The organism is Paraburkholderia sp. FT54, assembly GCF_031585635.1.
Lineage (GTDB): Bacteria > Pseudomonadota > Gammaproteobacteria > Burkholderiales > Burkholderiaceae > Paraburkholderia.
The window spans coordinates 153,329-178,126 of the sequence record NZ_CP134196.1 but is presented as its reverse complement, the minus strand read 5'-3'; the positions used below and the strand labels follow the sequence as shown (position 1 = coordinate 178,126).

The 24,798-nt window shown below is 58.5% G+C and carries 24 protein-coding genes, 2 pseudogenes and 1 riboswitch; of the genes and pseudogenes, 13 read left to right on the top strand and 13 right to left on the bottom strand.

Translation table 11 applies throughout. The features are described 5' to 3' along the window. Positions 1 to 4 precede the first annotated feature (4 nt). Positions 5 to 658 carry a DUF1109 domain-containing protein gene (locus RI103_RS20155; protein WP_310817136.1) on the bottom strand — a complete coding sequence of 218 codons (654 nt, stop codon included), beginning with the start codon at positions 656 to 658 and terminating at the stop codon, positions 5 to 7. Continuing rightward, positions 655 to 1,314, bottom strand: coding sequence for a sigma-70 family RNA polymerase sigma factor (locus RI103_RS20150; protein ID WP_310817134.1), 660 nt, complete (start codon positions 1,312 to 1,314; stop codon positions 655 to 657). The genes RI103_RS20155 and RI103_RS20150 overlap by 4 nt, the downstream gene beginning before the upstream one ends. Before the next feature lie 132 nt (positions 1,315 to 1,446). Here RI103_RS20150 and RI103_RS20145 point away from each other — a divergent pair, with 132 nt between their 5' ends. The 5 genes and pseudogenes from RI103_RS20145 to RI103_RS20125 all read left to right on the top strand — a co-directional run bounded on the left by RI103_RS20145 (position 1,447) and on the right by RI103_RS20125 (position 4,165). Next, positions 1,447 to 1,767, top strand: coding sequence for a DUF2282 domain-containing protein (locus RI103_RS20145; RefSeq protein ID WP_310817132.1), 321 nt, complete (start codon positions 1,447 to 1,449; stop codon positions 1,765 to 1,767). A gap of 15 nt (positions 1,768 to 1,782) precedes the next feature. Further along, positions 1,783 to 2,673 (top strand): DUF692 domain-containing protein, encoded by an 891-nt coding sequence (locus tag RI103_RS20140; RefSeq protein ID WP_310817131.1) that lies wholly within the window; start codon positions 1,783 to 1,785, stop codon positions 2,671 to 2,673. Then, entirely contained in the window at positions 2,645 to 3,460 is an 816-nt protein-coding gene (locus tag RI103_RS20135) for a DNA-binding domain-containing protein (RefSeq protein ID WP_310817130.1), read from the top strand. Before RI103_RS20140 ends, RI103_RS20135 begins: the two co-directional genes overlap by 29 nt. Beyond that, complete coding sequence (locus RI103_RS20130) at positions 3,457 to 3,939, top strand: DoxX family protein (RefSeq protein WP_310817129.1); 483 nt, start codon at positions 3,457 to 3,459, stop codon at positions 3,937 to 3,939. The genes RI103_RS20135 and RI103_RS20130 overlap by 4 nt, the downstream gene beginning before the upstream one ends. A 4-nt stretch (positions 3,940 to 3,943) precedes the next feature. Further along, positions 3,944 to 4,165, top strand: a pseudogene (locus tag RI103_RS20125) (GDCCVxC domain-containing (seleno)protein). A 38-nt stretch (positions 4,166 to 4,203) separates the two neighbouring features. Here RI103_RS20125 and RI103_RS20120 read toward each other — a convergent pair. From RI103_RS20120 to RI103_RS20095, 6 genes are all read right to left on the bottom strand, one after another. After that, on the bottom strand, positions 4,204 to 5,256 hold the full coding sequence (locus RI103_RS20120) for a YncE family protein (protein ID WP_310817127.1): 1,053 nt from the start codon (positions 5,254 to 5,256) through the stop codon (positions 4,204 to 4,206). Positions 5,257 to 5,280: 24 nt separating this feature from the next. Continuing rightward, positions 5,281 to 5,733 carry a chromate resistance protein ChrB domain-containing protein gene (locus tag RI103_RS20115; protein ID WP_310817125.1) on the bottom strand — a complete coding sequence of 151 codons (453 nt, stop codon included), beginning with the start codon at positions 5,731 to 5,733 and terminating at the stop codon, positions 5,281 to 5,283. Next, positions 5,730 to 6,464 carry a superoxide dismutase gene (locus RI103_RS20110; RefSeq protein ID WP_310817124.1) on the bottom strand — a complete coding sequence of 245 codons (735 nt, stop codon included), beginning with the start codon at positions 6,462 to 6,464 and terminating at the stop codon, positions 5,730 to 5,732. The genes RI103_RS20115 and RI103_RS20110 overlap by 4 nt, the downstream gene beginning before the upstream one ends. Before the next feature lie 31 nt (positions 6,465 to 6,495). Then, positions 6,496 to 7,680: a chromate transporter gene (locus RI103_RS20105; RefSeq protein WP_310817122.1), complete on the bottom strand. Its 1,185-nt coding sequence runs from the start codon at positions 7,678 to 7,680 to the stop codon at positions 6,496 to 6,498. Next, positions 7,677 to 8,654 carry a chromate resistance protein ChrB domain-containing protein gene (locus RI103_RS20100; RefSeq protein ID WP_310817120.1) on the bottom strand — a complete coding sequence of 326 codons (978 nt, stop codon included), beginning with the start codon at positions 8,652 to 8,654 and terminating at the stop codon, positions 7,677 to 7,679. Before RI103_RS20100 ends, RI103_RS20105 begins: the two co-directional genes overlap by 4 nt. A gap of 215 nt (positions 8,655 to 8,869) precedes the next feature. Then, positions 8,870 to 9,931 carry a DMT family transporter gene (locus RI103_RS20095; RefSeq protein ID WP_310817118.1) on the bottom strand — a complete coding sequence of 354 codons (1,062 nt, stop codon included), beginning with the start codon at positions 9,929 to 9,931 and terminating at the stop codon, positions 8,870 to 8,872. A 151-nt stretch (positions 9,932 to 10,082) separates the two neighbouring features. Here RI103_RS20095 and RI103_RS20090 point away from each other — a divergent pair, with 151 nt between their 5' ends. From RI103_RS20090 to RI103_RS20065, 6 genes and pseudogenes are all read left to right on the top strand, one after another. After that, a complete protein-coding gene (locus tag RI103_RS20090; protein ID WP_310817116.1) occupies positions 10,083 to 10,358 on the top strand; it encodes a metal/formaldehyde-sensitive transcriptional repressor in 276 nt (91 codons plus the stop codon). 8 nt (positions 10,359 to 10,366) lie between these two features. Beyond that, positions 10,367 to 11,668: a CDF family Co(II)/Ni(II) efflux transporter DmeF gene (gene dmeF, locus RI103_RS20085; RefSeq protein WP_310817115.1), complete on the top strand. Its 1,302-nt coding sequence runs from the start codon at positions 10,367 to 10,369 to the stop codon at positions 11,666 to 11,668. A 3-nt stretch (positions 11,669 to 11,671) separates the two neighbouring features. Further along, positions 11,672 to 11,891: pseudogene (locus RI103_RS20080) on the top strand (DUF1289 domain-containing protein). Positions 11,892 to 11,958: 67 nt separating this feature from the next. Then, positions 11,959 to 12,139, top strand: a riboswitch (yybP-ykoY riboswitch). A gap of 15 nt (positions 12,140 to 12,154) precedes the next feature. After that, positions 12,155 to 12,745: a TMEM165/GDT1 family protein gene (locus RI103_RS20075; RefSeq protein WP_310817113.1), complete on the top strand. Its 591-nt coding sequence runs from the start codon at positions 12,155 to 12,157 to the stop codon at positions 12,743 to 12,745. A gap of 229 nt (positions 12,746 to 12,974) precedes the next feature. Then, on the top strand, positions 12,975 to 13,667 hold the full coding sequence (locus RI103_RS20070) for a glycine zipper 2TM domain-containing protein (RefSeq protein WP_310817112.1): 693 nt from the start codon (positions 12,975 to 12,977) through the stop codon (positions 13,665 to 13,667). A gap of 150 nt (positions 13,668 to 13,817) precedes the next feature. After that, positions 13,818 to 14,102, top strand: a complete 285-nt coding sequence (locus RI103_RS20065; protein WP_310817110.1) for a hypothetical protein — start codon at positions 13,818 to 13,820, stop codon at positions 14,100 to 14,102. Positions 14,103 to 15,331: 1,229 nt separating this feature from the next. Here RI103_RS20065 and RI103_RS20060 read toward each other — a convergent pair. Beyond that, a protein-coding gene (locus tag RI103_RS20060) for an IS3 family transposase (protein WP_310812641.1) occupies positions 15,332 to 16,695 on the bottom strand; the annotation gives its coding sequence in 2 pieces (ribosomal slippage) (positions 15,332 to 16,233 and positions 16,233 to 16,695; 1,365 coding nt in all). A gap of 519 nt (positions 16,696 to 17,214) precedes the next feature. Beyond that, positions 17,215 to 17,865 carry a hypothetical protein gene (locus RI103_RS20055; protein ID WP_310817108.1) on the bottom strand — a complete coding sequence of 217 codons (651 nt, stop codon included), beginning with the start codon at positions 17,863 to 17,865 and terminating at the stop codon, positions 17,215 to 17,217. A gap of 863 nt (positions 17,866 to 18,728) precedes the next feature. Here RI103_RS20055 and RI103_RS20050 point away from each other — a divergent pair. Continuing rightward, positions 18,729 to 19,001: a hypothetical protein gene (locus RI103_RS20050; protein ID WP_310817107.1), complete on the top strand. Its 273-nt coding sequence runs from the start codon at positions 18,729 to 18,731 to the stop codon at positions 18,999 to 19,001. A 143-nt stretch (positions 19,002 to 19,144) separates the two neighbouring features. Here the strand turns inward: RI103_RS20050 and RI103_RS20045 are convergent, their stop codons facing one another. Next, positions 19,145 to 19,435, bottom strand: coding sequence for a hypothetical protein (locus RI103_RS20045; RefSeq protein ID WP_310817106.1), 291 nt, complete (start codon positions 19,433 to 19,435; stop codon positions 19,145 to 19,147). A 2,150-nt stretch (positions 19,436 to 21,585) separates the two neighbouring features. On the opposite strand from RI103_RS20045, the gene RI103_RS20040 reads away from it, so the two are divergent. Beyond that, the gene (locus tag RI103_RS20040; RefSeq protein ID WP_310817103.1) at positions 21,586 to 22,011 is read left to right on the top strand and encodes a VOC family protein; all 426 of its coding nucleotides are present in this window, start codon (positions 21,586 to 21,588) and stop codon (positions 22,009 to 22,011) included. Positions 22,012 to 22,169: 158 nt separating this feature from the next. On the opposite strand, the gene RI103_RS20035 is transcribed toward RI103_RS20040, so the two are convergent. Together RI103_RS20035 and RI103_RS20030 are read right to left on the bottom strand one after the other, a co-directional pair. Further along, positions 22,170 to 22,541 (bottom strand): response regulator, encoded by a 372-nt coding sequence (locus RI103_RS20035; protein WP_310817101.1) that lies wholly within the window; start codon positions 22,539 to 22,541, stop codon positions 22,170 to 22,172. A 148-nt stretch (positions 22,542 to 22,689) separates the two neighbouring features. Further along, on the bottom strand, positions 22,690 to 24,528 hold the full coding sequence (locus tag RI103_RS20030) for an ATP-binding protein (RefSeq protein ID WP_310817100.1): 1,839 nt from the start codon (positions 24,526 to 24,528) through the stop codon (positions 22,690 to 22,692). Positions 24,529 to 24,798: the final 270 nt, after the last annotated feature.

Sequence of the window (24,798 nt, the reverse complement as noted above, 5' to 3'; positions counted from 1 at the left end):
GACTTCAGCGTTGCGCCACCCAACCTAAAAGTCGCTGACCGTACCAGCCGCTCAGTGACAGATACAGCCCGGCGACGCCAAGATTCCACAGCAATACCATCGCGGTTGCGTCGAGCGGGTGGAGAATCGACAGCGCTACCGCGGTTATTGCAGCGACCGCGAGACTGCCTGCCATCGTGACCGGGCCCGGTGACAGCCGAGCGACGTGGCGCAGCATAATCAGCATCGCGAGCGATAGCGGTGTACCGACCAATACCAGGGTAGCGAAGCATCTGGCCGTTTCGCCGACGGACATGCCATCCGGTCCAAACGTGACCCAGTTGGTCAGGCAACCGTAGCCAATGGTAGCTATCCAGGCGAGAAAGGCCGGTACGGGCAACAGAAGCCAAAGGCGGGACCTGCCTGGCACGCTGGCAACAAATGCCGCCGTGGCGGCCAGAATACCTGTTGCCACGGCTGCAGCTACGCCGGCGGCGAAGACAGGCTGATGCAGTTTGACCGCCAGGTCGGCACGCACCCCATGCACGATGCCGACGAAGAGCATCACAGCTGCGGCAAACAACAACCAGCATGCAGCTCTCGCCACTGGGGGCCGCAGACGCCGGACCGGCGTTGCGTCCGCGACCAGCACGTCAATCAGGTCGGAGGTCCGGGTCATGATTTGCTTCCTCGTTGCTGGAACATTTCCCGCAATCGTTTCATTGCCCGGTGAGTGGCTACCTTCAACGCTGCAACCGACGTTCCGCTTGCGGCCGCGGCATCGTGCAAAGACATTTCTTCCAGCTTGAGCATGCGCATCGCGTCACGCTGTCCAACAGGCAATTGCTCGATAGCTTCCCTCACCAGACGGGCATTCATGGCCTCTTCCTGTAAGTTCGCTTCATCAGCAGCAAAGGTTTCAAGTCCATTCTCCTCTGAAGATTCATGTGCGTAAACGCGTCCCCGCCGACGCAAACCGTCTACGATGCGTCTGTTTGCAATTGCGACCAGCCACGGCCCGAACGGACGGGAAGGGTCGTACGTGCGGCGGACTGAGTGCACGGTGAGCAGCACATCCTGAACCGTGTCCTCAATGTCATCGGCATTCCGGATGTGCCGCGCGGCAAGCGCACGAAGATACGGGGTTATGTCCTGGAGCAGCCGACGATAGGCTTCCTGGTCGCCGGTCTGCGCACTGGCCATAGTGATGGACCAGTCCAGTTTGCCGTCAGCACGGCTGGCAACCGGCGCGGCCTGGCCGACCGGGATGAACGACTCCAGGTCCTCGTTTTCGGAACCTGAAACCGGACGGGGTGGGTGTGGATGGTGGGGCATGCGGAATTTTGTGGCCCCGACGATAGATTGTCACGCAGAAAAAGTTTGCTCGGGACGTAACCTTTTGGTGTGGCTGGCCGAACTTCCCTACACGGCCGCAATGTCGGGCCGCAACCCTCAGGAGCAAGCGTGATGAACAAACATGTTATGGCCGCCTCGACCTTCTCGTCGGCAATCGGCCTGGCACTTGCCATGCAGGTAGTACCGGTCCAGGCCCAGACCATGAAGGATATGAGCGGAAAGCCGCAAGTTGTGAAGGACAACATGGCCCGGATGGAAGCGAACAAACTGGAGAAGTGCTACGGCATCAATGCCGTATCGAAAAACGACTGCGCCGAAGGAGCCCATTCCTGTGCCGGACAATCTACGCAGGCTCGCGACCCCAAGTCATTTGTTCTGCTGCCCGCCGGCGATTGCAGCAAAATCCAGGGCGGCAAGCTGAAGCCGGCTTGAGCGAGGGGAATCGTCATGGATGCCGCTTCTGAAGCCTCGCAACATGCACATGGTGTGATTCCGGCGTGCGCCGGGGTCGGGCTGCGCTTTCGCCACCATCACGAGGTCGTTGAAAGGCATCCGCCCGCCGCCTGGTTCGAGGTGCATACAGAGAATTACATGGGAGGCGGGAGCGCGCCAGCTTGCCTGGACGCCATCCGCCGGAACTATCCAATCTCGCTTCACGGCATAGGCCTTTCATTGGGCAGCGCCGAAGGGATGGATGTCCGGCATCTGGAGCGTGTGCGTGACGTCATCAAGCGTGTTGAGCCCGGGCTGGTTTCAGAACACCTGTCCTGGAGCATCAACGGCGGCATCTATCTCGCCGACCTCTTGCCGCTCCCCATGACGGAAGAAGCGTTGAACATTGTCTGCATGCACGTCGACCAGGCCCAAGCCCACCTGCAGCGGCGGATTTCGTTAGAGAACCCATCGTCCTACCTGCGTTTCCGCCACTCAACCATCCCGGAATGGGAATTTCTCGCCGAGGTGTCGCGGCGCACGGGGTGCGGCATTCTCTGCGACGTCAACAATATCTATGTCAGTGCCAGCAATCATGGCTGGAATACGCTGGCCTATCTCGATGCTCTGCCACCGGCGGCAATTACCGAGGTTCACCTGGGCGGTCACAGCGTCCGACAGCTTGACCAGGGACAGATAATTCGCATCGACGACCATGGCTCGCGCGTCGCATCTCCGGTGTGGGACCTGTTCGAACAGGCCCTCAAGCGCTTTGGACCCGTTCCCACGCTGATTGAATGGGACACCGATGTCCCGGCGCTTGAGATTCTGATGGAAGAAGCCGCGATTGCAGAGGCCGCTATTGAGAGGCAGCGAAATGACAACCTGTGCACCCACGCTGCTTGAGCTGCAATGCGCGGTCCGTCGGGACGTGCTTGGGCTTGCCCATGGCGACGCATCTGGGTATGTGGTACCCGACGGCCTGGCTCCGCACGCGCGGCTCGCCATCTATCGAAATACGGCGAACAGCACGCTGCTTACAGCATTGCGGCTGACCTATCCAGCCGTGCAGGCTCTGGTCGGGTCCGAATTCTTCGAAGGCGCGGCTCGACTTTTTATTGAGCGATGCCCACCGTCGTGCGCACTGCTAGACAGCTACGGCGAGTCGTTTCCGGAATTTCTGGCGCGGATGCCGGAAGCGGTATCTCTTGTCTATCTGCCAGATACGGCACGGCTTGAATGGGCCGTGAATGAGGTGCTGCACGCGCCAGACGCAAAGCCGCTTGACTTGCGCCGCTTTGAGCAATTCGACGCAGTCGACATGCACGCCGTAAGATTTTTCCCGAGTTCTGCCGTGCGGGTACTTGAGTCGTCCTTTCCCGTCGATGCCATCTGGCACGCCGTCTTGTCCCGGGACGATGGCGCATTGGCAAACATCAATCTGGCCGCTGACCCGGTATGGTTGTACATCCACCGGGGGCCTTCGGGTGTCGAGGTGAACCGGATGGCAGAAGGGCAATACCGGTTCACGACTGCCTTGCTTGCGGGGCGCCCCTTGCATGATGCCCTTGTCGACGTGACGGACGCTGAGACATCGGTCTGGCTCGCGCACCTTCTTGCATCTGGATGTTTTGTCGACATCTGCCTATCAAACGAGGCCTCCAGCCAAACAATTGGGAGGCAAGAAACATGATGCCGGATTCTCAATCCGCTCGTCGCAGTTCGAGACTGGTTGACCGTGTACGACGCGCCGTCGGGTGGCTGGAGCGGGTGCCGCACACGGTTCTCGCGGTTCCACTAAGGCTCGCTGTTGCCACGGTCTTCTGGAACTCGGCGATGACCAAACTGGCCGACTGGAATGCCGCGCTCGAGTTATTCAGGGAGGACTATCGACTGCCGTTGCTTCCTCCCGAGCTTGCAGCTAACCTGGCAGTGTCAATCGAACTGACAACACCTGTTCTACTTGTGCTCGGCCTGGCGACGCGACCCGTCGCGTTGGTCCTGCTCGGCATGACAACGGTCATCGAGGTGTTCGTGTATCCGCAAGCATGGCCTACGCACATTCAGTGGGCCGCGATGCTGCTGGTTCTGCTGTGCCGAGGAGCCGGCAAATGGTCATTGGACTACCTGTTATACAGGCGCTTTAGTAGCCGCCCAACATCAAACGTATAACGCGATGAATGCGATTGTTCTGGAGTCGACCATTACGTGTCCGGTGTGCGGACATATGAAGAGCGAGACCATGCCAACCGACGCGCGTGTCTAGTTTTACGCATGCGTAACATTGCAAAACCGTGCTCAGGCCGAAACCCGGAGATTGCTGCGTGTACTGTACTGCTCATATGGCACCAACCGGTGTCCGCCGATGCAGCAGTCAGGCTCATGCTGCATTGACTGACCCGGATGGGCTTTGGCGCCTTCCTGGTCCGAACGAAGTCAGCCGGCCCCCTGGCGCACGGGCTCCAGAATACGCAACATAGTCCGGCCCTCCAGGTTCTTGAGTGGGAAGTAGGCGCGGTGTGTCTCGAGGTCTATCGCCACGACGTGCGCGTTTGGGCCGACATGACCATCGCCCAGTTTTGAGACCGCGCTGCGTTCTACCCGAAACATCGAGACGACACCTGCCTCACCGGCGACGTATAACAGGTGAAGTGAAGGGTCATAGGCGAGGACATCCGGGTCTTTTCCGACTTCGAATGAAGATGCCACGCGCATTGTGCGCATGTCGAGAACGACGAGCCGGTTGTTTCCCTCGCATGCGATGAAGGCCAGCCTCTGGTCAGCATCTATCAGCAGCCCGTGGTTGCCTTGAGCGCCCGACACGTCAATCCTCCCGACTATCCGGTCCGTGCTCGTGTCGATTTCTACCAACTGATTCCGCGTCTGGACGTTGACGAAAATGTGCTTCGAGCTCAGGTCATACTGCGTGTTGCCTGCCTCTCCTCCGAGCGAAATGGTCGCGACTCGCCGGTTCGACGTCACATCAATAACCGTCACGGTCCCGCCGGTCTCATCCGATACATAGAGCTTGTGCGCTTCCGGTGCGTAGGCCATGCCGTCCGGATATATGCCTGCAGGTATGCGAGCCGTTATGCTCAGCGTCGCCATGTCGATGACGACCACCTCATTTGCCCCGGTAGCGGACGCATATACGCGCCTCAGCTCAGGAATCGCCAGCACGCCATGAACCGAACTGACATCGTCGACGCGCCCAATAACGCGAGACATTTCAGTGTTGAAGACGACAACTTGGCTGTCCCCCAGGTGCGCGATGAATAGCAGATGTTGGCTGGAATCGAAGCTTTCGTAATCGAAGCGGGTTGTCTTACCGCCCAGCGGCACATCAGCGACTTTCTGCAGAGGTAGACTGGAAACTTTGAATGCTTCCTCTGCGGTTGTCGGAACACCTGAAACAGAAGCAAATGTGACAAGCGCGAGAGCGGCGACAGCGAAGGCTCGAAGCATCGATGACGTGCCCGACAGGACCATGATGTCACTCCGGCACCGTCGTTCCTACGCGGCCGGCGGCCAGCCGTGTGTTTCGCTCTGGCAATCGCGACACCACGCATAGAGCGCGTCGTATATCACCATGCCGTGCAAAAGCATCTCATGGTCGTCCTCAAAGATTCGCGACAGGCCCAGAGATAAGGCCAGCAGGCCCGGTGCTTGCGGAGCCAGGTCGAGGCGCGCCGCATCCGCGCCACGCACGATGACCGCAAGCGTGGCGAGCGCTTGGTCCGTCAATCGATATTCCGCCAGGAACGTATCGAAACTGCAAAGTTCGCCAACGTGACTGAGCTTCACGCCCGGAATGTCGTACGGTATCGCACCTTCGCGCTCTGCGACGTCCAGCACCTGGTCCGCTGGCACAAAGAGAAATTCCGGCGACTCATCGATGAACCTGCGGATAAGCCACGGGCAGGCAATGCGGTCAATTTTCGGGCGCTCGCGCGTAATCCATTTCATGTCACCCTCCGCGCGGGAAGCGCAGCTTGCATTCTCTGAGCCGCGTTATCCCAGTTGATGAGGCTAAACAGCTGATTGACGTAGTCGCCGCGCCTGTTCTGATACTTCAGGTAGTACGCGTGCTCAAACACGTCTAGCACGAGGATGGGCTGAATGCCCCAGGCTGTGAGCTTCTGATGGCTCTCACACTGCAAGACCATGAGCTTTGCGGTCGCTGGATGGTAGCCAACGATGCCCCAGCCAGACGCTTCCACGGCAACGGTCGCCGCGACCAGTTGCGCCTTGAACTTTGCATACGAGCCGAAATTTCTCTCGATTGCCTTTGCGAGGTCTCCCTTCGGTTCGCCGCCTTTGCCCGACAAACTGGTCCAATAAATGGTGTGCAGGATGTGACTGGACAACTGAAACGCGAGTTCTTTCTCGTGATACTTCACCAACGCGAAGTCATTCGTCTCCCGCGCCTTTGCTAATCCATCTTCGGCTTTGTTCGCGCCGACTGCTGCCGGCTTGTGGTGAAAGTTGTAGTGCAGTTCAACGGTGCGCGCGTCGATGACCGGCTCAAGGGCATCGTAGGCAAATGGCAATGGCGCCGCGGCGTATTTGCCATCCGCGTCTGTCAGCTTATCGGTGTAGCCGGCGTCCTCTGCGGCATGTACGGTCTGTGCCTGAGCCAGCATGATTCCCGCACCAACAGCGGCCGTGTTGTGCAGGAAGTTACGACGTGTTGCCATAATTGCTTTTCCTCGTAAGCTGCGCCCACGGTTACATCCCGTGAGAATGGACTAGCGGATAAACAGCAAGACCAAACAGCGCCGCCGCGACGACTATGACCGGTTCCTGCAATTTCTTGAAGCGCCACAGAAGCAGCACGGTCGCAATGGCTAGCGCGACAGTGGGAACGTCAATCAGCGAACGCTTGGCAATAACCAGTACGGAACCCGTGATGGCACCGACGGCGGCGGCCGTGATGCCGTCGACGAATGCCTTGACGGCCGGCAGCTTTCCGTATTTTTTGAAGTACGGCGCTGGCAGTACAGTGAACAGATAGCAGGGGAGGAAGGTCCCCAGCGCAGCGACGCAGGCCCCCGAAAACCCCGCGACCAAAAATCCGATGAAGCCGACTGTGATGACAACTGGGCCAGGCGTAATCATCGCGACCGCAACCGCGTCGACAAACTGACGGTCATTCAGCCAGTGGTGCTCAGTGACCACGCCTCCATACAGGAACGGCACGATGGCGAGACCAGAACCGAACACGAACGCGCCGGCCTTCGCGAAGAACAGTCCTATCTGGCCGAGCAGCGGCAGGTCCAGGCCGCTGAGTACGCCGCTCAGCGTCGGCAGATAGGCCGCCGCAATTCCATGCGTGGAACCTTTGGTGAGCCACTTCGGTGGAGCACGTCTTAACCACCCGATAACCCCTGCTGCAATGAAGAGCCACGCAATCTCGGACTCCGTGATGAACGTGACGGCGGCCAGCGTCAGGAAAATCGCCCACAGGAGCTTGTCCGAGCCGACTGTCTTTGTCGTCAGCTTGTAGGCGCTCATCGCGATGATGCCGACGACAGCCGCTCCCACACCGTAGAACACCGCCTGCATCCACGACAGGCCTCCAAAGTGCGCATACGCCCAGCCGAGCGCCACCACCATCAGAAACGAGGGAATGACAAACGCAATTCCGACGAGGGTGGCGCCCAGCACCCGGAAGTGCACATATCCAAGATAGATGGCCAGTTGCGCGGCCATCGGCCCGGGCGCCAGTTGTGCGAGAGTGAGCCCTTCCTTGTAGTCTGCTTCGCTAATCCAGCCCCATCGCTCCACGAGGTCGCGGTGCATATAGCCGGCCAGGGCGACCGGGCCGCCGAAGCCAACGGTGCCGAGACGCAGCATGTAGCGGACGAGCTGGCCCAGTGTATAAGTGGGCGCCGCGTGCGTGACCGTGCTCATGGACGTTTCCCGGCGTCAGTCTTTTCAGATGCGGCAAAGTGGGCGAGCAGCGAATCAAGGACGTTGCTCATCTCGGCGAGCATTTCGTCGTCGGTCAACGCACGAGCTTTTGCCCCCGCCATCACCGCTTCGAAGCCAATCGCTTCTGGTACGACCGGGCCGCCGATATCGAGTACATGCACCAGCGCGCCCAGCTTAAGCAGCCCCGGTTCGTCTTCAAGGCCGAAGCTGGCTACCAGCACCTCGAAACTCACGCGGTCGCCGATGTGTGTGAACGCAGCGCCGTCGAAGTCAAAGCCCAGCGCATCGTCCGGGCACTCGCTCGGCGACGCGAGCCACAGGAAGCGTGCCCGAAAATCAATAAAACGCCGGATGAGCCACGCGCTGGCAACACGGTCGACCCACAGGCGTTGACGCGTTGCCCACGTCCGGCCCTGATGGTCTTCGCGACGCAGTACCGCAATCGCACCTTCGGCCTGATGAGGTTCCCCCGGCGACAGGACGGTGTTCGCCACCACAACGAAGTCCTGCCAGGCGGCCTCGGCCCGCGTAGATGCCTCGTTCCGAAAAAAGTCGATGCTTGAAATGGCCTCGAAGTCCTTGCCAACACGGCGCAATAAGCGGGTGATTTCGGCGGGAGAGAGGTCCGACAGGGTTTTTCTTGCGTCCGCCAGCGACCGCGCGAAAGCTGCGTACTCGTCGGTTCTGTCGAACAGGGACTGGAATTCGGCCTCCTGGTCCACTCCCCGGCTAGTGGTGCCGACGACGTGGGCCGCTCCTCCGGCTTCCCCGATGCTGGTTCCAAGATCCAACAGTTCAGCTTCTGCGGCATCGGTCGCAGGCAGCAGATAGACCCCGTCCCGTAAGACAGCACAACCTTTGGCCTTGAGAGCGCGCCAGAAGCGCATCCGGGCCGTTGCGTTATCGGTCGGCAGCGACAACACGAGCAGGAGCCAGTCGTTAAGTCGATTCATGTTGTATACGTTACAACATGGTAGATAACTCTACAAGAATCAATTTTTGAACGCGGATTGGAATGGGGCGGACCGCAGCGGTGCCGACCCGGAATCCTCGAAACTGGCTGGAAGAGGATTGGGGGGCCCATGGCCCCTGTGACGAGCCGATGTCCGACGGCCGGCGCAGAACGCACCGACCGTCGAGCTTTCCAAGCGAAGATTCGATTCCGTCGTCAGTGAATATGGCGGTGGTGAATATCGGGGAAATGCGCGTGCGTGTGGGTAATAGGCGTGTGCTGGTGGGGATGCGTGTGCGGCTCCTCACCATCCCACTCAAAGTCGTGCGTGTGCTGATGGTGTTCGTCGTGCCGGTGCCGATGGTTGCGGTCCAGGACCTCGTGAGTGTGCGGATGTTCATGCCGTTCACGGATATGCAGCCAGATTCCCAAGCCCATGAGCGCAGCCGCAATCCAGAAAGACACCGACGGGACCTCGGGCCAGAGAATAAGGGATAGCCCGACGCCGAATATCGGGGCGACAGAAAAATACGCGCCGGTTCGGGCGGTACCGAGATTTCGCAGGGCGACGATAAACAGGACCAGGCTCACACCGTAGCCGGCGAAGCCGGTGAGCATGGCAGCCGCAATCTTCCCGACGCCTGGCAGATGCGCGCCGAGAAGCAGCGCGATGCACAGATTGACTGAGCCGGCGACAAGACCTTTCAGACAGGCAATGACCATCGCGTCGTTCGTCGACACCTTCCGCGTCAGGTTATTGTCGACCGCCCACGCAACGCAGGCTGCGACCACGAGGAGGGCACCTGGCGAGACGCCTGCGGCACCCGGCTGCCACGACAGGACGACACCACCCAACACGATTGCCACCATCCCGAGAAATATCTGTACGTCCACGTTCTCGCGGAATACCACCCAGGCGATGACCGCGGTGAAAACGCTCTCGAGATTCAGTAGGAGGGAACTGGTTGCGGCAGGAGTCGAACTGAGGCCGAGCATGAGCAGCGCAGGCCCGACCATCCCGCCCGCTGCGATGGCACCAAGAAGCCAGGGCACTTCGGCGAGCTGAATCCGGCTTTCATTTTCTCGTTCGTCGGCCGTGCGGCGCAGTCGCTGGAAGAGAATTCCGATGGCAAGACCGACGCCGCTACCAAGATAGAACAGACCCGCGACCATGAACGGCGACAGAGAACCGAGCAAGGTCTTGGCGAGAGGCGTCGTCGCGCCGAACAGCGCGGCGGCAAGAACTGCGGTGAAAGCGGCGTTGTGGCGTGCGTGCATGGGTTGACGGACTACGAGACATTAACCAGGTTCGGGAAGTATCCAGTGAAATCCGCGAGCACGGAAAGTTTTGCCTGAACAACCAATACCCTGGCCCCCTATGGTAGACTGAGGGCAATTATATACCCGTAGGGGGTATTTGGAGGGCGCGATGGGTCACACGGTTCAGGAAAAACAGAAACTTCTCAACAGGGTTCGCCGTATCAAGGGGCAAGTTGAAGCCATTGAGCGCGCGCTCGAGGAAGAGCACGGCTGCTCAGACGTCCTGCAACGAATCACGAGTTGTCGAGGGGCGATGAACGGTCTGCTCGCCGTCGTGCTGGAGGACCACATCAGAAATCATCTTGTCGATGCGGAGAGCGGCGAGGAACCAGGTGACAGCGCGACCGAACAGCTCATCGAAGTTGTTCACAGCTATTTCAAGTAGAGTCAAAAATGAGTGAGTTCAAAGACGCCGCATTCGGCGCAGGACATGACCACATCTTTCTGGGTGCCGGTCATGAAAAAAACGAACGCAAGACGTGGGCTGTGATTGCCCTGTGCAGCGCGATGATGCTGATTGAAATCGTCGGCGGCAGTATGTTCGGGTCGCTGGCGCTTGTCGCCGACGGCCTGCACATGTCGACGCACGCTGGGGCCATGCTGATTGCGGCCCTCGCGTACACCTACGCGCGCAAACATGCCACGGACTCCCGCTTCGTGTTCGGTACCGGCAAGCTCGGCGACCTCGCAGGGTTTTCGAGTGCCATCGTGCTTGCAATGATTGCGGTGTTGATTGGCTACGAGGCAGTCTCGCGCTTTATGTCGCCGGTACCGATTCACTTCGGCGAAGCGATTCCTATCGCCGTGGTCGGCCTGCTGGTCAACCTGGTAAGCGTGTGGCTGCTGAGCGGCGGTGACCACGGCCATAGCCATGGTCATGGCCATGGTCATAGCCACGGACACGGGCATGGGCATGGGCATGGTCACGACGACCATGCTCATGAAGACGAGGTGCAGAAGATTTTCGCGCCGTCCGGTGTGTTTGCCGTTTCCATCTTCGAGGATGGGGTTCCCCCCGTTTTCCGGATTACGCCGGCGACTGAGGGTTCGCGACTCGACGCTTCAGCGGTGTCCGTTACGACGCTGCGCCCCGATGGGACACAACAGGTATTCGAGCTGGCTGACCGTGGCACCTATCTGGAATCGAAGGAAGACATTCCTGAGCCGCACGCTTTCAAGGCCATCGTGCGGATGCCGGACGGCGAGCACGAAGTCGAATTCGAAGAACATGACCACCACGACGACGCGCATGAAGCGGCGACCCGGGACCACAATATCCGGTCGGCCTACATCCATGTGATGGCTGATGCGGCTGTCTCCGTGCTGGCTATCATCGGTCTCCTGCTGGCACGTGCATTTGGCTGGCTCTGGATGGACCCGCTCGCAGGGGTCATCGGTGCGCTGGTGATTGCAAACTGGTCGTACGGCTTGATGCGGGACACCGGTGCAATCCTGCTCGATATGAATCCCGACCGGCGCATGGCCGAGAACGTCCGGAACGCTATCGAGGACCGTGGCGACAAGGTTGTCGACCTGCACGTGTGGCGGGTGGGTCCTGGTCATATGAGTGCCGTGGTGTCAGTGGCGACGAGTGAGTCGCAGCGCGACTCCCGCTTCTATCACGCAGTGCTCAGGCGCTTCAAGGGGCTGTCGCATGTCACCGTTGAAGTGCGACCTTCATACGCGGCAGCCTGACCCATGGCGGTCAAGTCGCCGTGCATCGATGTCTGTGCCTTCGATGGGAAGACCAAATTGTGCGTCGGGTCTTTTTCGCACACTCGATGAAATTCGGGCGTGGAAGAAGATGACTGACTACCGGCGCCACCAGGTGATTAACGACCGGGCGCGGCGCGAGGCCAAGTTGCAGCGCGATTCTCCAGTGTTATCGTCCGAACAGCCGCGAACGCAGGACACCTGAATCGATGGGGAGCGCCGCCGCTTCATTCTGGCGACTTGTTTCTGTAACACCTAGCGCGATAGAAGCGCACCCGCTCATTGGGGAGTAGCCGCCTCGAACGCGATGTTCGAGGGCGCACGTCAACATACTTGGCGAGTCGAAAGACCCGCTATGGCGTGCGTAGCTAAATGCCTGGCAAGACCGATGACACGCATTCCGACCTGGCCGCGTCGCCGGAATGCGCGTCATCGCGTTCTTACGGCGCGACTCGGCTCTCACAACCCATGCAATCCTTCCTTGTTTCAACCAGTGTGGTCGGCCTCGCCGAAATCGGCGACAAAACCCAACTTCTGTCTCTGGTGCTGGCTGCACGATATCGCAAGCCCATTCCCATCATCCTTGGTGTGCTTGTCGCGACACTCATCAACCATGCCGCATCCGGTGCGCTTTGGCCCTGGCTTGCGAGTGTTTTAAGCCCAGGCATCCTGAACTGGGCAGTCGTCGCGTCATTCGCGGTGATGGCAGTGTGGATTCTCATTCCGGACAAGCTGGACGACGCCGATGCGGTATTGACGAAAAACTCGATGGGCGTCTTCGGTACGACGGCGCTCACATTCTTTCTCGCCGAAATGGGTGACAAGACTCAAATCGTCACCATCGCATTGGCCGCGCGCTTTCACGAGTTCTTCGGCGTAGTCGCGGGAACAACGCTGGGCATGATGCTGGCGAACGTACCGGTCATCTACCTTAGGCACAAGTTTGCCGACCGTCTGCCGACAAGAGCTGTTCACATTCTTGCGGCGATTATCTTTGTCGTGCTCGGCGGATTGGCTCTGAGAACGGCGCTTTATCCGGCTGCGCATCCAGTGTTTTAACCGGACGGCTGCGTGGAGGCACATATTCCGGCGTCGCCTGAGCTTCGAGCCTAACCAACTGACGCGCGGCACTTCCATCGTCACTGTCACGCTCTGGGGGCGTCTGAGCTTTCAGGCGCGCCGGATTGCGAGGCCAGGACGGTACAAATGCTTACAAAGCATTGTGCTTGCGGGTGCACCATCCTCGCTGCTGTGACGTTATTGAAGGCACATCCCTGTGGAGCTCGCAATGAACACGAACGTTGCCTCGAACATGCCGCCGCGCGGTCGCATCCATCCCCTGGTCGCGAGTGCGGCCGTGGCCGTTATCCTCGCCAGCGCGACCGGTATCGCGGCGATGACCGGAATGCTGCCCACTTCACGAGCTGTTACGGCGCCTCCGACGCAAGCTGCTGCGGCGGTCGCCCCGCTCGCCAGCGCGCCGGTCACGTCGCCGCAACAGTACGTTGAACAACGTGCGACGCAGGAGGCGCCAGCCCAGCCGCGCGTCCATCATCACCGTAGCGCTCCGGTTGAGCAGGCTCCGAGGTATGCGAACAACGATACCTATCAAAGTCAGGCTCAACCCGCTCCAAGGCCAGTAGCAGTTGACCCGAATGCCGGGGAGGTTGTCGCCGTCAACGCTGTCCAGGACCCCGAGCCGACGACGGGGCTCGGAGCCGTAGGCGGCGCTGTCGCTGGCGGGCTGTTGGGAAATCAGGTCGGTGGAGGACGCGGTCGCGTTCTGGCAACGATTGCTGGCGCGGTCGGTGGCGGGTTTGCGGGCAATGGCATCGAGCATGCGGTGCGCAAGTCTACGACCTACCAGGTGCAGGTCAGAATGCAGGACGGCAGCTACCGGAATTTCACCTACACGACACAGCCTCATGTTCAGGTCGGTGAACGTGTCCGTGTCTCGGGCGACTCCCTGACCGCGTCGTAGGCATGGTCGGTACCGGCAGCATCACAGCGGGTTACTGCCGGATACAGTTTTGACATTTCCGCCGCACCTGCTTCCGCGCGCCAGCCCTAAAATCCGCGTCGTTCGCCATTGTTTGGCGGCCGGCAGAAATGAGCAGGACAGGAGAACTCCATGAAACACGCGACCCTTTTTCTGGCAGTGGGACTTTCCGCTGCGTGCGCATCCAGTGCGGCTCTCGCCCACGCTGACATCGGAGTTTATCTGGGGGTGCCCGGGCCCGTCTATGTCGCGCCACCCCCAGTCGTATACGAGGCTCCCCCACCGGTGGTTTACGCACCCGCTCCGGTCTACGGCTACAGTTACCGCTATGAAGGGGATTATGACGAGCGCAGGTGGCATGACCACGGTCGCCACCGTGGATGGGAACGTCATCATCATGGCGACGATGACGACTGATTCACCGACGGCTGCGCCCGCTAGCGACTGAATGCTCGCGGACGTGATTCGACGAACCCCAAATCGGGGTTCATCCTGTCAGCCCAAGCTCGAGCGCGTTCGAATCCCCCTTGATGGGCGTTCGGCGCCGTTGACACAGGCATTCACATCCGGCCGTGTTTCGCCTACTGGTCAAAACTTTTTGAGGACGGAGTCAGCTCTTGCGTGGAAGTGCGTGACATGGCGCACGTGCATCTGGACGCAGTGCGCGCAAAGCTGGAGGAAATGCGACAGCTTGAAACGACTCTGATGGCGTTTGTCGAGAGCTGCAACGAGGTATGCTGCGAAGGGCCGACGAGGGAATGTGCGATTATTGAGGACCTGTCTTGCCTCCCTAAAGTCAAGGTGACCGCGTCCTCGCAGGGATGTTGCGAGGCAGGTTCCACATCCGTGAAGCGGCCGAAAACCGCGAAGTCGATTCTTCCTGAAAAAAGGTGGGCGTAGTTATGGAATTGGGCAGTTTTGCACGAACCTTTGGACTATTTTTCGCTACTGCGATAGCTTAGATTGTCGGCTGCTATCTGCCATTACTTTGGCTCACGGGTAGCTTCTTGGAATCGCATAGGGAGCGTGTACTCGTAATTGAGCGGCGTTCCAGGGTTCGCTGATACTGGCAGTTCAACAAGTTCGCCCCCATCTCGTACTCTCGATGGGAGGTCATAGTCTTCTGAGAGCGCGATGCTCCGAAACCAGGTCTTGGCGTTTCACCGCGTCAGCGAAAGTTGTTATGACCTCACCGGCCTTCGTACGGGAAGCGTCCGTGACCAAATGTTTCGAGCGATTCTTCTGACAGAAGGGTTGGCCGCTGACTCTGAAGAAATCGACGGCACCCTCGGAAACGAGCTACTGATTCTAGGCGGAGGCGTATCCGGAGTCGCATGCGCCCTAGTGGCGACTCAACGAGGTATTCCAGTTACCTTGATTGAGCGGGATGTTAGGGAATTTACGACGCTCTTGAACTCAGACACGCGGCGGAAATCGCTTTGGCATTCGCATTGCGCGATTTGAATATGATTGGCCGCATGGCAAGACGCGTTCAACCGCTTCCTGAATTCATATAGCCCTCTTGCGCAGCAGCCAGCACATCTGGAAGTCATCTACGGGAGCGATGCGAGAGACTACACACATTCAGAAATATTTAACAAAGTTGGCGAGGTTGAACTGACCCCGCAAAGTTGGACAGTTTGAGTTCAGGTTTGAGCGGGCTGGGTTCTGTACATCACAGGACTCAGCCCGTTCAGTTTGAGCTTGATGCGTTTGTGGTTGTAGTAGTGAATGTATTGTCTGATGCCAGCCTTCAACTCGTCGATACTTTCAAACCTGCTCAGCCGGAAGAACTCCGCCTTGAGCGTGCCAAAGAAGCTTTCCATTGCCGCATTGTCGTAGCAGTTTGCCTTGCGCGACATGCTCTGCGTCAGGCCGTGTTGATCCAGCAGCCTCCGGTAAGCAGGCATCTGGTACTGCCAGCCCTGGTCTGAATGCAGCAGCGGGGTCTCCTGGGGACCAAGCTTTGCCAGCGCTTTTTTTAGCATGCTGCTGACCAGATCGAAGACCGGTCGGGTGTTCATCTGATAAGCCACGATCTCGCCGTTATACAGATCCATGATCGGCGAGAGATACAGCTTCTGACCCAGCACGTTGAACTCCGTCACGTCCGTCACCCACTTCTGATTGGGCTGCTGTGCGCTGAACTCGCGGTTTAACAGGTTCGGCGCAATACGGCCGACTTCGCCGCGCCATGAGCGGTATTTCTTCGCGCGCACCAGCGATTTCAGTTTCAGTTCTCCCATCAGACGTTGCACCGTCTTGTGGTTCACGCTCGGGCCTGCCTGCCGGATCGCCGCCGTGATGCGCCGGTAGCCATAACGGCCCTTGTGGCGTTCATACACAGTCTTGATGCGGGTTTTGAGGTCCTTGTGCCGCTCACCGGCATCCGGCACGCTCAACTGGTAATAGAACGTGCTGCGCGCCAGACCCGCTGCCTTCAGCAAAGCGGGCATCGGGTGGTGCTGCCGGAGCTCCTGCACTATTTGCGCTTTTTCTTCTGCACGCCCTGCTTCTTTGCCTGAAGCAGGGCATCGAGCTTTTTTAGATAGGCCACCTCCGCGCGCAGGTACTCGTTTTCCTTGAGCAACTGCTCACGCGTGCGCTTATCTGGCGCACTGTCTTCGGTCGGCTTTTCAGGAACTGGCTGGGTCATGGTTTTGCGGCGCCATCGTGGACGAGGCGCCAGTGCGTCGATACCGCCTTCATGATACCGGCGTTCCCATTGCGCTATGCAGCCCGGACTGCGGATGTCGAACACCGCAGCCACCTGCCGGTATGGCAAATCCTTCTGCCACATGTGCATGAGTACCGACATCCTGAACTGCGCGTCATAGTGACTGAATTTCTTGCGCAGTCCGTCCCGTCCATGTTGCTCGTAGGCCGAAATCCACAGCTGTAAAACCGAGCGACTCACTCCATACCGCTTTGCAAGTACCTCGACACCAGCCGAACCGGCCACGTACTGCTTCACCAGCTTCAGCTTTAACTGCTCACTGTACTTCGTCATGAAAAACACCCCAAAAGGTTGGATCGGTGTCCAACTTTTGGGGTGCAGTTCAGGTTACTGCAGTTTTTGCTGGCGGCGTTTGGGCGCGTTATGAGCCGCCCCGATATAGGACTTTCGGTGCTGTGGTCGTTTGCACCGGTTTCATGTACGAACGTACTCTAATCGTTCAACGTGGACCATCTCGTATCCCGTGCCGTAACTTATGCTCCGCCGGTGCATCATTCCGACCGGGCGAAAAAGAAGTATCTTTCGCCCATAGCGTACTCGTCTTTCTAACAGGCTGTTGAAATTCTCCCTGACGAAGCGCCAGTGAAAATCACGGGCCTCACAAAACGGCCTGCAAGCCGCTCGCGCAACCTCGGTAAGGGTGAGGTCACCCCGGAAAACCGCTTGCGAGCACCCCTCGAAACAGTTTTTCAACAGCCTGCTAATGAAGCTTCCGCTGCACCGGAAGCATATGTATGTCTGACTTGTCTTCGCACTCGCGTCGGCTGCCTCATCGCGATTGTCGCCCACCCTTCAGTGTTTATAGAAATCTGCGATTCTGCTCCAATGGCGCCGGATGTTTGACCCCGCAGTTGAGCGTTTGTATAGGTACATTGCGTCCTGCACTGCGAGCGATGCGGCGTCAGCAGCGTTCGAGTGCTTGTTGGCTGTGTCCATGGCAAGGTCCATAAGCTCAACGAAATCGCTTTGGTGGGCGAATTCTCTTTTCCGTGTGTCCCACGTCCACTTGTAGCCAATGCCGTCAAAATTGTAATCAGTGCTGCGGTAGTCCGCGTATCGATAGATCAGCCAGCTCTCGAACACGGGTTGCGGAATGAGCTCCTCCCGAAAGTAGAGATATTGTTCGTGCTGCAGGTTCCATAGCCTCAGCAGAAGTTTGTGCGCCCGCCGCTTGATAACAGGCATAGGGTCGACCGCCGGCGGATTCGCGGTCCCCGGTAGCCCGGCTGGCACCGGACCCTGCATCTTCGCCTCTTCGTTGAGCTCAAAAAGCTCGCTGAAGATATCGCCGTATGTCTTGTGGCAGTTGGCGACAAGATTGACACGGGCAATGGACCAATTGCGCCAGATTGTCAAAATCGACAGAAGGATGGCGAATATGGACGCAAACAGTGATAACGCAGCGAGACCGCTTGCAATAAGCCAACCATAGCTCTTCCCCACTTGCTCGCTCGGCTCGGGCGCGACGCCGCTTGCGGGAGCCGATACGGACGTGGTGCCTGGTGCAGGATTGGTAGACTGACCTGAAGGGGAGCTTTTCCCCGTCAGAGCTGGCTGCTGAGACACTTGCGACGCGACACTGGCTGCAATAGCTGGGGCATTCGTAGATGAAGACACGGAGGGCGGGAGCCTGATTGACGGTACGGGGGGCCGAGATGTTGGCATCGACGCTGCTGCAGTGCCAGATGCCTGTGAGTGGCTGGAACATGGCATCAGTAACATCAGGACAACGATGCAGGCGCGTCCGACTAATGCCGAGCTCCGGACCACACAGCGCATTGATTTCATGACTTTACTCCCGGATTTTTGCTTCTGGTGATTTGTCGGGCGCATCTGAAATGGTGAAACAGGTTACGCAACCTTTGCTGTTCGCGTTACGTGTTGATGACGACGCCTATGACGTGGTGCGGTGAGTCAGCAATCATCTTGAGGGTCGCAATGGCAACACTAGAACAAAACCAGACGAAGCTGAAGAAGCTGCATCTCAAGCTGACGCTTTGATTGCAAAGAAAACGCGACCCGTCATGGACCATGATTCGCATGCTGGTCCTCGAACGTGGTTCTGCGACCGAAGACATTGAATCTAAAACGAAGACAAAGCGAGCAGTGAATAGCATGTCGGTCGTCGGCGCCGCCGGTGGTCGTGGCATTGGCGGCAGCGTCGCCGTGATTGTCGCGTACGGACTTACTGACGCACCCCGACGGACCAAGGTGCCTGCTCTCTCTCAGGCACTTGCTTTTCAGCGCGAGGTCGCGAAACGCCTCACTTGCGCTAGACTGTCTTGAGCAACCGGAAGGAGACTTGGATGATACGCAAGACGCTCAACGCTTCGCAGCTACAGCAGGAGGTCAACCGGCGAATCCATCGATTGCAGGAAATCGTCGAGGATGGCGTGAAGTTTCGTGTGCCGCGGCCGCAGTTGCAAGAGGTTGACAAGACAGGCTGCAACTGGAACATGACTCACTTCGGCAACGCGGTCGGCTTCGAGCGCGACATCGAGGGCGTACTCAAGGTCGTGCGTGCGGAATACAACCTCAATACCGAAGTGAAAGGCACCGGCAACCCGTTTGGGGACTAACCGCGAAAGGCATCGATTCCTTGGTCGTTTTTTGATGGCGTGGGCACTAATGGTCCGTTTACCTCAAATGGAATATCTGCGACGCCCCGTCGCAGATATTCCTCGCTTTAACCTATGCTTTCTACGAGCATCGACTGGCCGATTCAAAGCGAAATATGAGCGGCCGTATGGAACGGCCAAGGGAACGTTTCAGCGGCCGCCATGCCCGCCTCCGCCGCCATGTCCTCCCCAACCTCCATGACCACCATGCCATCCACCGTGCCCGCCATGCCATCCACCGTGCCCACGGTACCCGTACCAGTGATAGCCGTACCAGCCACCCCAGGTGCCGCAATCGCCCCAAATACTGCAGGTCCCGTACCCCGGCCCGTAGAAAGGATAGCCGTAGATAGAATTGTATTGCTGCGCATCTCCATATGGCTGTGCATTTCCATACCCTGCTGCGACGGCGCAACCACCTAGGCTCGCTGCCACGGCGAGTAACACTATTAACTTACGCACGAATGTCTCCCGGAGCTGAGGGCGAGACACGTCGCGGGTGCGGAGAGTAGCGGGAGTGGTTGCGGCAGCTGAAACCATCGACAGAATGCTTGCTGCGGGTGGTCGGTCGGGTTTGTGTTCGGGTTCGCAATTTGATAGACATGGTGGGTTGAATTTCCTTTCGTAGCTATTTCGGTGCCGTCGCCGTAGCGCTAATGGCCGGGCAAAGACGCTGCTGATGCGCCGGCGGCAAAACAGAAGCTTTGATGTGAGTCCTGGCAACGATGGCATGCAAGAGTTAGGACAGCCTTAAAAAGCAGTTACGCCGTTGTAACCACGGCCGGGGCGGTAAACAAAAATGCCGGCTTCCAGGCAACGAGGCAACGAGCCGTCACATAGCGTTTCAAATGAATGGGTCTTGCAAGTTGGAAGGTCCGCGGAATCGCCACGTCTTTGTACCGTGCGTCAACGGCCGGGTGGCGCCCGACGTTCTGTCAACTGAATACGAACCGTGACGTAATACCGCATCGCGCGGCCTGGCTCCAGGTGCGACCGGGCGAGGCAAGCTGATATCTATCTCAACCCTCGAAGCTGCTGCTTCTAGGGTCTTGCAGGCGCATCGACGTTATGCGAGCGAGTTTGAAGCACGGATAAGAGGAGCAAACCTCTTGCACGACTCCAGCGTCGGATGAGTGTGACGTTTATGACTTGTTCGTAATCTCGCGTCCATCCGTACGCCATGGACACCACTCTATATTTTTCCGTGTCCGCTGTTTCGGCGAGCGCAGTTAAGGAGTAAGGGGTGAAGTGGCCACATGGCGGCTTGTCGTCCTTAGGCTTGGTATTGAGCGTGAGAAAATCGAAGAATCAAGCCGCAGCAAGCTTTCTTTCGATGGTCTCGGCTATCGCAACTACTCTCGTTGCTGCCCGCTCCCGCTACGTGTTTTACCCTCAGCATCACTCGGGAGAAATTCGTGCGTAAGTTAGTTGCGTTGCTTACTGTGGCAGCGAGCCTGTGTGGGTGCGCCGTCGCACCAGGATATGGAAATGTCCAGCCATACGATTCAGTCTACGGCTATCCCTCGTACGGGCCGGGGTACGGGACCTGCGGTATTTGGGGCGACTGCGGCGCCTGGGGCGGCCGGTACGGCAATTACTGGCACGGCGACCGTTGGCACGGTGGCTGGCACGGCGGACGCGGAGGTTGGGGCGGACATGCCGGCGAAGGTGGACATGGAGGCCGGGGCGGACATGGCGGCGGCCGCTGACACCTTCCCCTGGTCGGGTTCTATACGGCCGCTCCTCGCTCACATTTCGATTTGAATCTAGACAAAGCGAATTAACGGGCGCGAGTCCCTACTTGAGGAAATGACCCAGCGGAGGTTACAACCCGTCATATGCGCCTACGCTTTCGTGTAGAACGGATGCCCCGTATTGAGTGCCACCGCCGCCTTGCTGTTCTTGCCAATAGTCGGTTCCCATAGCACGCCGTGCTCAAGGGTCACACTGGTAACGACGTGGGCGCTGCCGGCATCCTCCGAGTTCAAAAGTCGGACTGTCGTCGTGGTCACGCCCGAATTGTTGTTGACCGTAGCACCGTTGTACTGCTTGCGCTGTCCGGCTGCTACTACGTCTACCCCGGCTACTATCCATACGGATATTATCCCGCCGTTCCTACTGTCGCTACCCAGCACGAAGTCCCTGCTCAACGCTACGGCTTGTCGAACGGCGCCGACGCCCAGAACATCCCGCCCGCATCCCCGAGTGAACCCGCGTATGTCTTTCCGGCGCCCATGTACGTCGCGCCCGCCTACTACCCGGCGTACTATCCCCCCTACCCGTGGTATGGCGGGCCCGGCTGGTGGGGGCCGTCGGTGTCGTTCAACTTCGGTTACTGGGGTGGTGGACATAGCCACTGGGGCGGTCATGGCGGGCACGGAGGCGGGCATGGCCATTGAATCGCCCGGTTCCGCAATCGCGCTGCGTAACCGCGAAAGCTGCAGTCAAGCCGGCAGAAGAAAGGTGTGAGCCGCTTCATCCGTGATTTGTCCATGCTGGAACGCGCCCACTACCTGCCGCATCCGCAGTCAAAGGAGGTGTTCACATGCAAGATTTTGAGCGCATCAAGGTCCTGTTCGTTGCCGGATTTGGACCAATCGTCCGCGATAAAATCGCGGGACGGAACTTGTACGGGGAGACGTTCAATATCTCATTCAAGGAGGAGGCGGGCGGTTATCTGCATACTGAGGCTCTGAAAGGAGTTCAGAGTTTTGCTTTATGGCCGCTCGAGCAGGCGGCGCAGTCCTGCTTTGGCAAAGATTCCTGGCCGGACGACACGCCCGTTCCCCAGGCATGGCTCGAATTTGATGTCGAGGATGTCGAAGGAGCAACTGCGGAACTGGAATCTCGAGGCTATCGAATTCTCATTAAGAGCAAGAAGGAACCGTGGGGTCAAACAGTCACACGATTTCTTTCTCCGGAAGGATTGCTGGTTGGCCTAACAATTACTCCGTCGATGCGGCACCCGTGAGTGTAATGGGACCGGTGGTTTGCCAGCCGCTGGCCGCGCTTGCAGTTTTAGAGAGCCAGAGCAAGAACATCAGAGGGTGTCTCCGCCCCGTCTGCCCCACGGCGGTCATCATTGAGTGCCGTCGTGCGTTAGCACTTCTGCACAGCGTCGATGATTCGCTACGGATTTCCGAGAGCGACCGAGAGCCAGTGAGTCATTGCAGTGGCCTGGTAAGGCTTCTGGAGCACCACAAGTGCGCCGTTACTCGCCGCTTTTGCCTGCAATGCCGACGTCGGATATGCACTGATAAAAATGGTGGCCGGGGCATGTCCCTGGGCGCGAAGGCGCTCATGCATCTCGATACCCGACATCCCAGGCATACGGATGTCGGAAATCAGGCAGGAGGTATGAGCGGCCTGCCCGGATGCAAGAAATTCTTCTGCCGACTCATACATGCGCACGGTCCAGCCAAGCGACCGGATAAGGCTGCTTAACGCAACACGGACGGCTGAATCGTCGTCGACAATCGAAACGACTGGCGTAATTTGCAAAATGGGGCCCTCGATTATTCTCTCTGAGGATGACGTGTGGTCGGTGCCGCCCGCCTCTCCTGATTAGCAGATTACTTCACAGCCGCGTTCGGTGACATCGTACAAATGTATATGTGAACCGAACTATGTGCGCGTCGGTCACCGTACGTCACTTTCGCACCTCCTCCTTCATGGCTGGCGGAAGGCTGAACGAGAACGTCGCACCACCTTCAGGGTTATTGGAGGCCCAGATTTGCCCACGGTGGGCTTCAACAATAGAACTGGAAATAGCAAGCCCCATTCCCATGCCGGAACTGCGTGTCGTAAAAAACGGTTCAAAGAGTTGCGGAAGATTGGCCTCGTGGATGCCAGCTCCCGAGTCCCTTACCGCCACGACAACATTGCCTTCAGGGTCAAGGCGGGACTGAACGACAAGTTCGCGCCTGCCGTTGACGCTCGCCATCGCCTGCAGACCGTTGATGATTAAATTGACGAGCACCTGCTGGAGTTGCACACGGTCGCCCTGTATCAGCGGTAGCTCCCTGGCAAGACGACGTGTCAGAGAGGCACTCTGGCGCTCAATATCTCGCCTGATAAGGATAATCGCCTCCTCGATCACGTCATTGATTGCAATCGCTGCCCGGTCCGGCGGCGCCCCCTTCATGAGCGCCCTCACGCGTTGCACGATTTCTGCAGCTCGATTTCCCTGGTCTGTCATGTGGCTCACGCAACCCTCTATTTCTTCCATGTTCGGAGGCTGGCGATGCAGCCAGCGCAGACATGCTTCACCGCTTGTTACGATGGCGGCAAGGGGCTGTCCCACTTCGTGGGCGATTGATGCGCTCAGCTCACCAAGCGCCGTTACCCGGCCTACGCGTCCAAGTTCGCTTTGCGCATGCCGCAACTGCTCCTCGGTTTGCTTGGCTCGCGTCACATCCATCACGGCCCCAATGAGCTGTTCGTTATCCGGCTGACCGTTCGCTGCCCTTCCAACGACGTGGAGATACTTGATGCGTCCATCAGGAAAAAGCAGCCGATGCTCGATGTCAAACCCGGCAGCCAAACTGCGCGCGTTTGCAACTTTCTCGTCGAACAGGGGAATATCGTCTGGATGCACCCGCTGCCTGACCAGTTCGATGGTGGGCGCGACCGCCAGCTCGTATTCGAAGATGGAAGAAGTCTGCTCGGACCAGAAGAGTTCGCCGCTCGAGACATTCCAATCGAAACTGCCGGTCTTGCTCAGCTTCTGTGCTTCAGCAAAGTATTGTGCCTGACTTTTTCGAAGCTGCTCCTCGGCGCGCCTGCGCTCCGTGATGTCATTGTTGGTCTCAAGCGTGGCCAGCGGGTTTCCCGCGCCGTCGCGCTGCAGCGCCCAGCGGCTTGTCACGATTATCTCGGTGCCATCCCGCCTCTTGTGAATTAACTCGCCCTCCCACTGGCCCTCGCGAAGAAAAATCCGCTGGAGCTCATCTCGAGGCAGTGGGAACACCGTCCTCAGAAATTCGTCGATGAACTTCCCCATCGCCTCTTCCTTCTTCCATCCATAGAGCGACTCTGCTGCATGATTCCAGTATGTAATCACGTTGTTTTTATCGCGCACGATGATACTGTCGTGTGTCAGCTCCAGCAACTCTGCCTGCGCGCGCTGCGTCTTTTCAACGCGGCCAATCCGCCTGACCAGGGTAGTGATTGCGAGTGACGTGACGAGAAAGGCAACAAGGGCGAAGGAATCCTGGGGTTTGCTGATGTGAATGCTATTGATGGGTGCCGTGAAAAAATAGCTGAGCAGCGCGGCGCCGACAACCGAGAAAATGACCGATGAGATGAAGCTGTCCAGCAGGGACAGGAGAACAACGACAACCAGAAGCAGGAAGCCAGCGGTGCTCTCTTCCTGGTCCAGCAGGACACAGGTTGCAGTGACGGCTCCGAGCGCGATACAGCCTGCCATCCACAGCGTCGCCAGGTACCGCAGGCTTCTGCTTTCATGTGAAGAAACTGTCGTGCGCACAGAACGTCTCCCTTTAGCGCCACTGCACCCATCGCTTGCATAGGTCTCCGGATAATAGCCGACGCTTTCGACTTCTCCGACTGTTCGGTTCTCATTCCGGCGTTACTTAAAGAATGAAAAAATCTGCCGGACGAACAGACAAGCGCTGTATCGGTCCGAGACGCGGAGCGCTTTTGCCCGTTTGTTGCAGTACGACACCGCTCGATAAGTCTCCTCACCGCGGTTATACGCTCGTATAAGCGAGTTACGCTAACGCGGCATCGGCATATC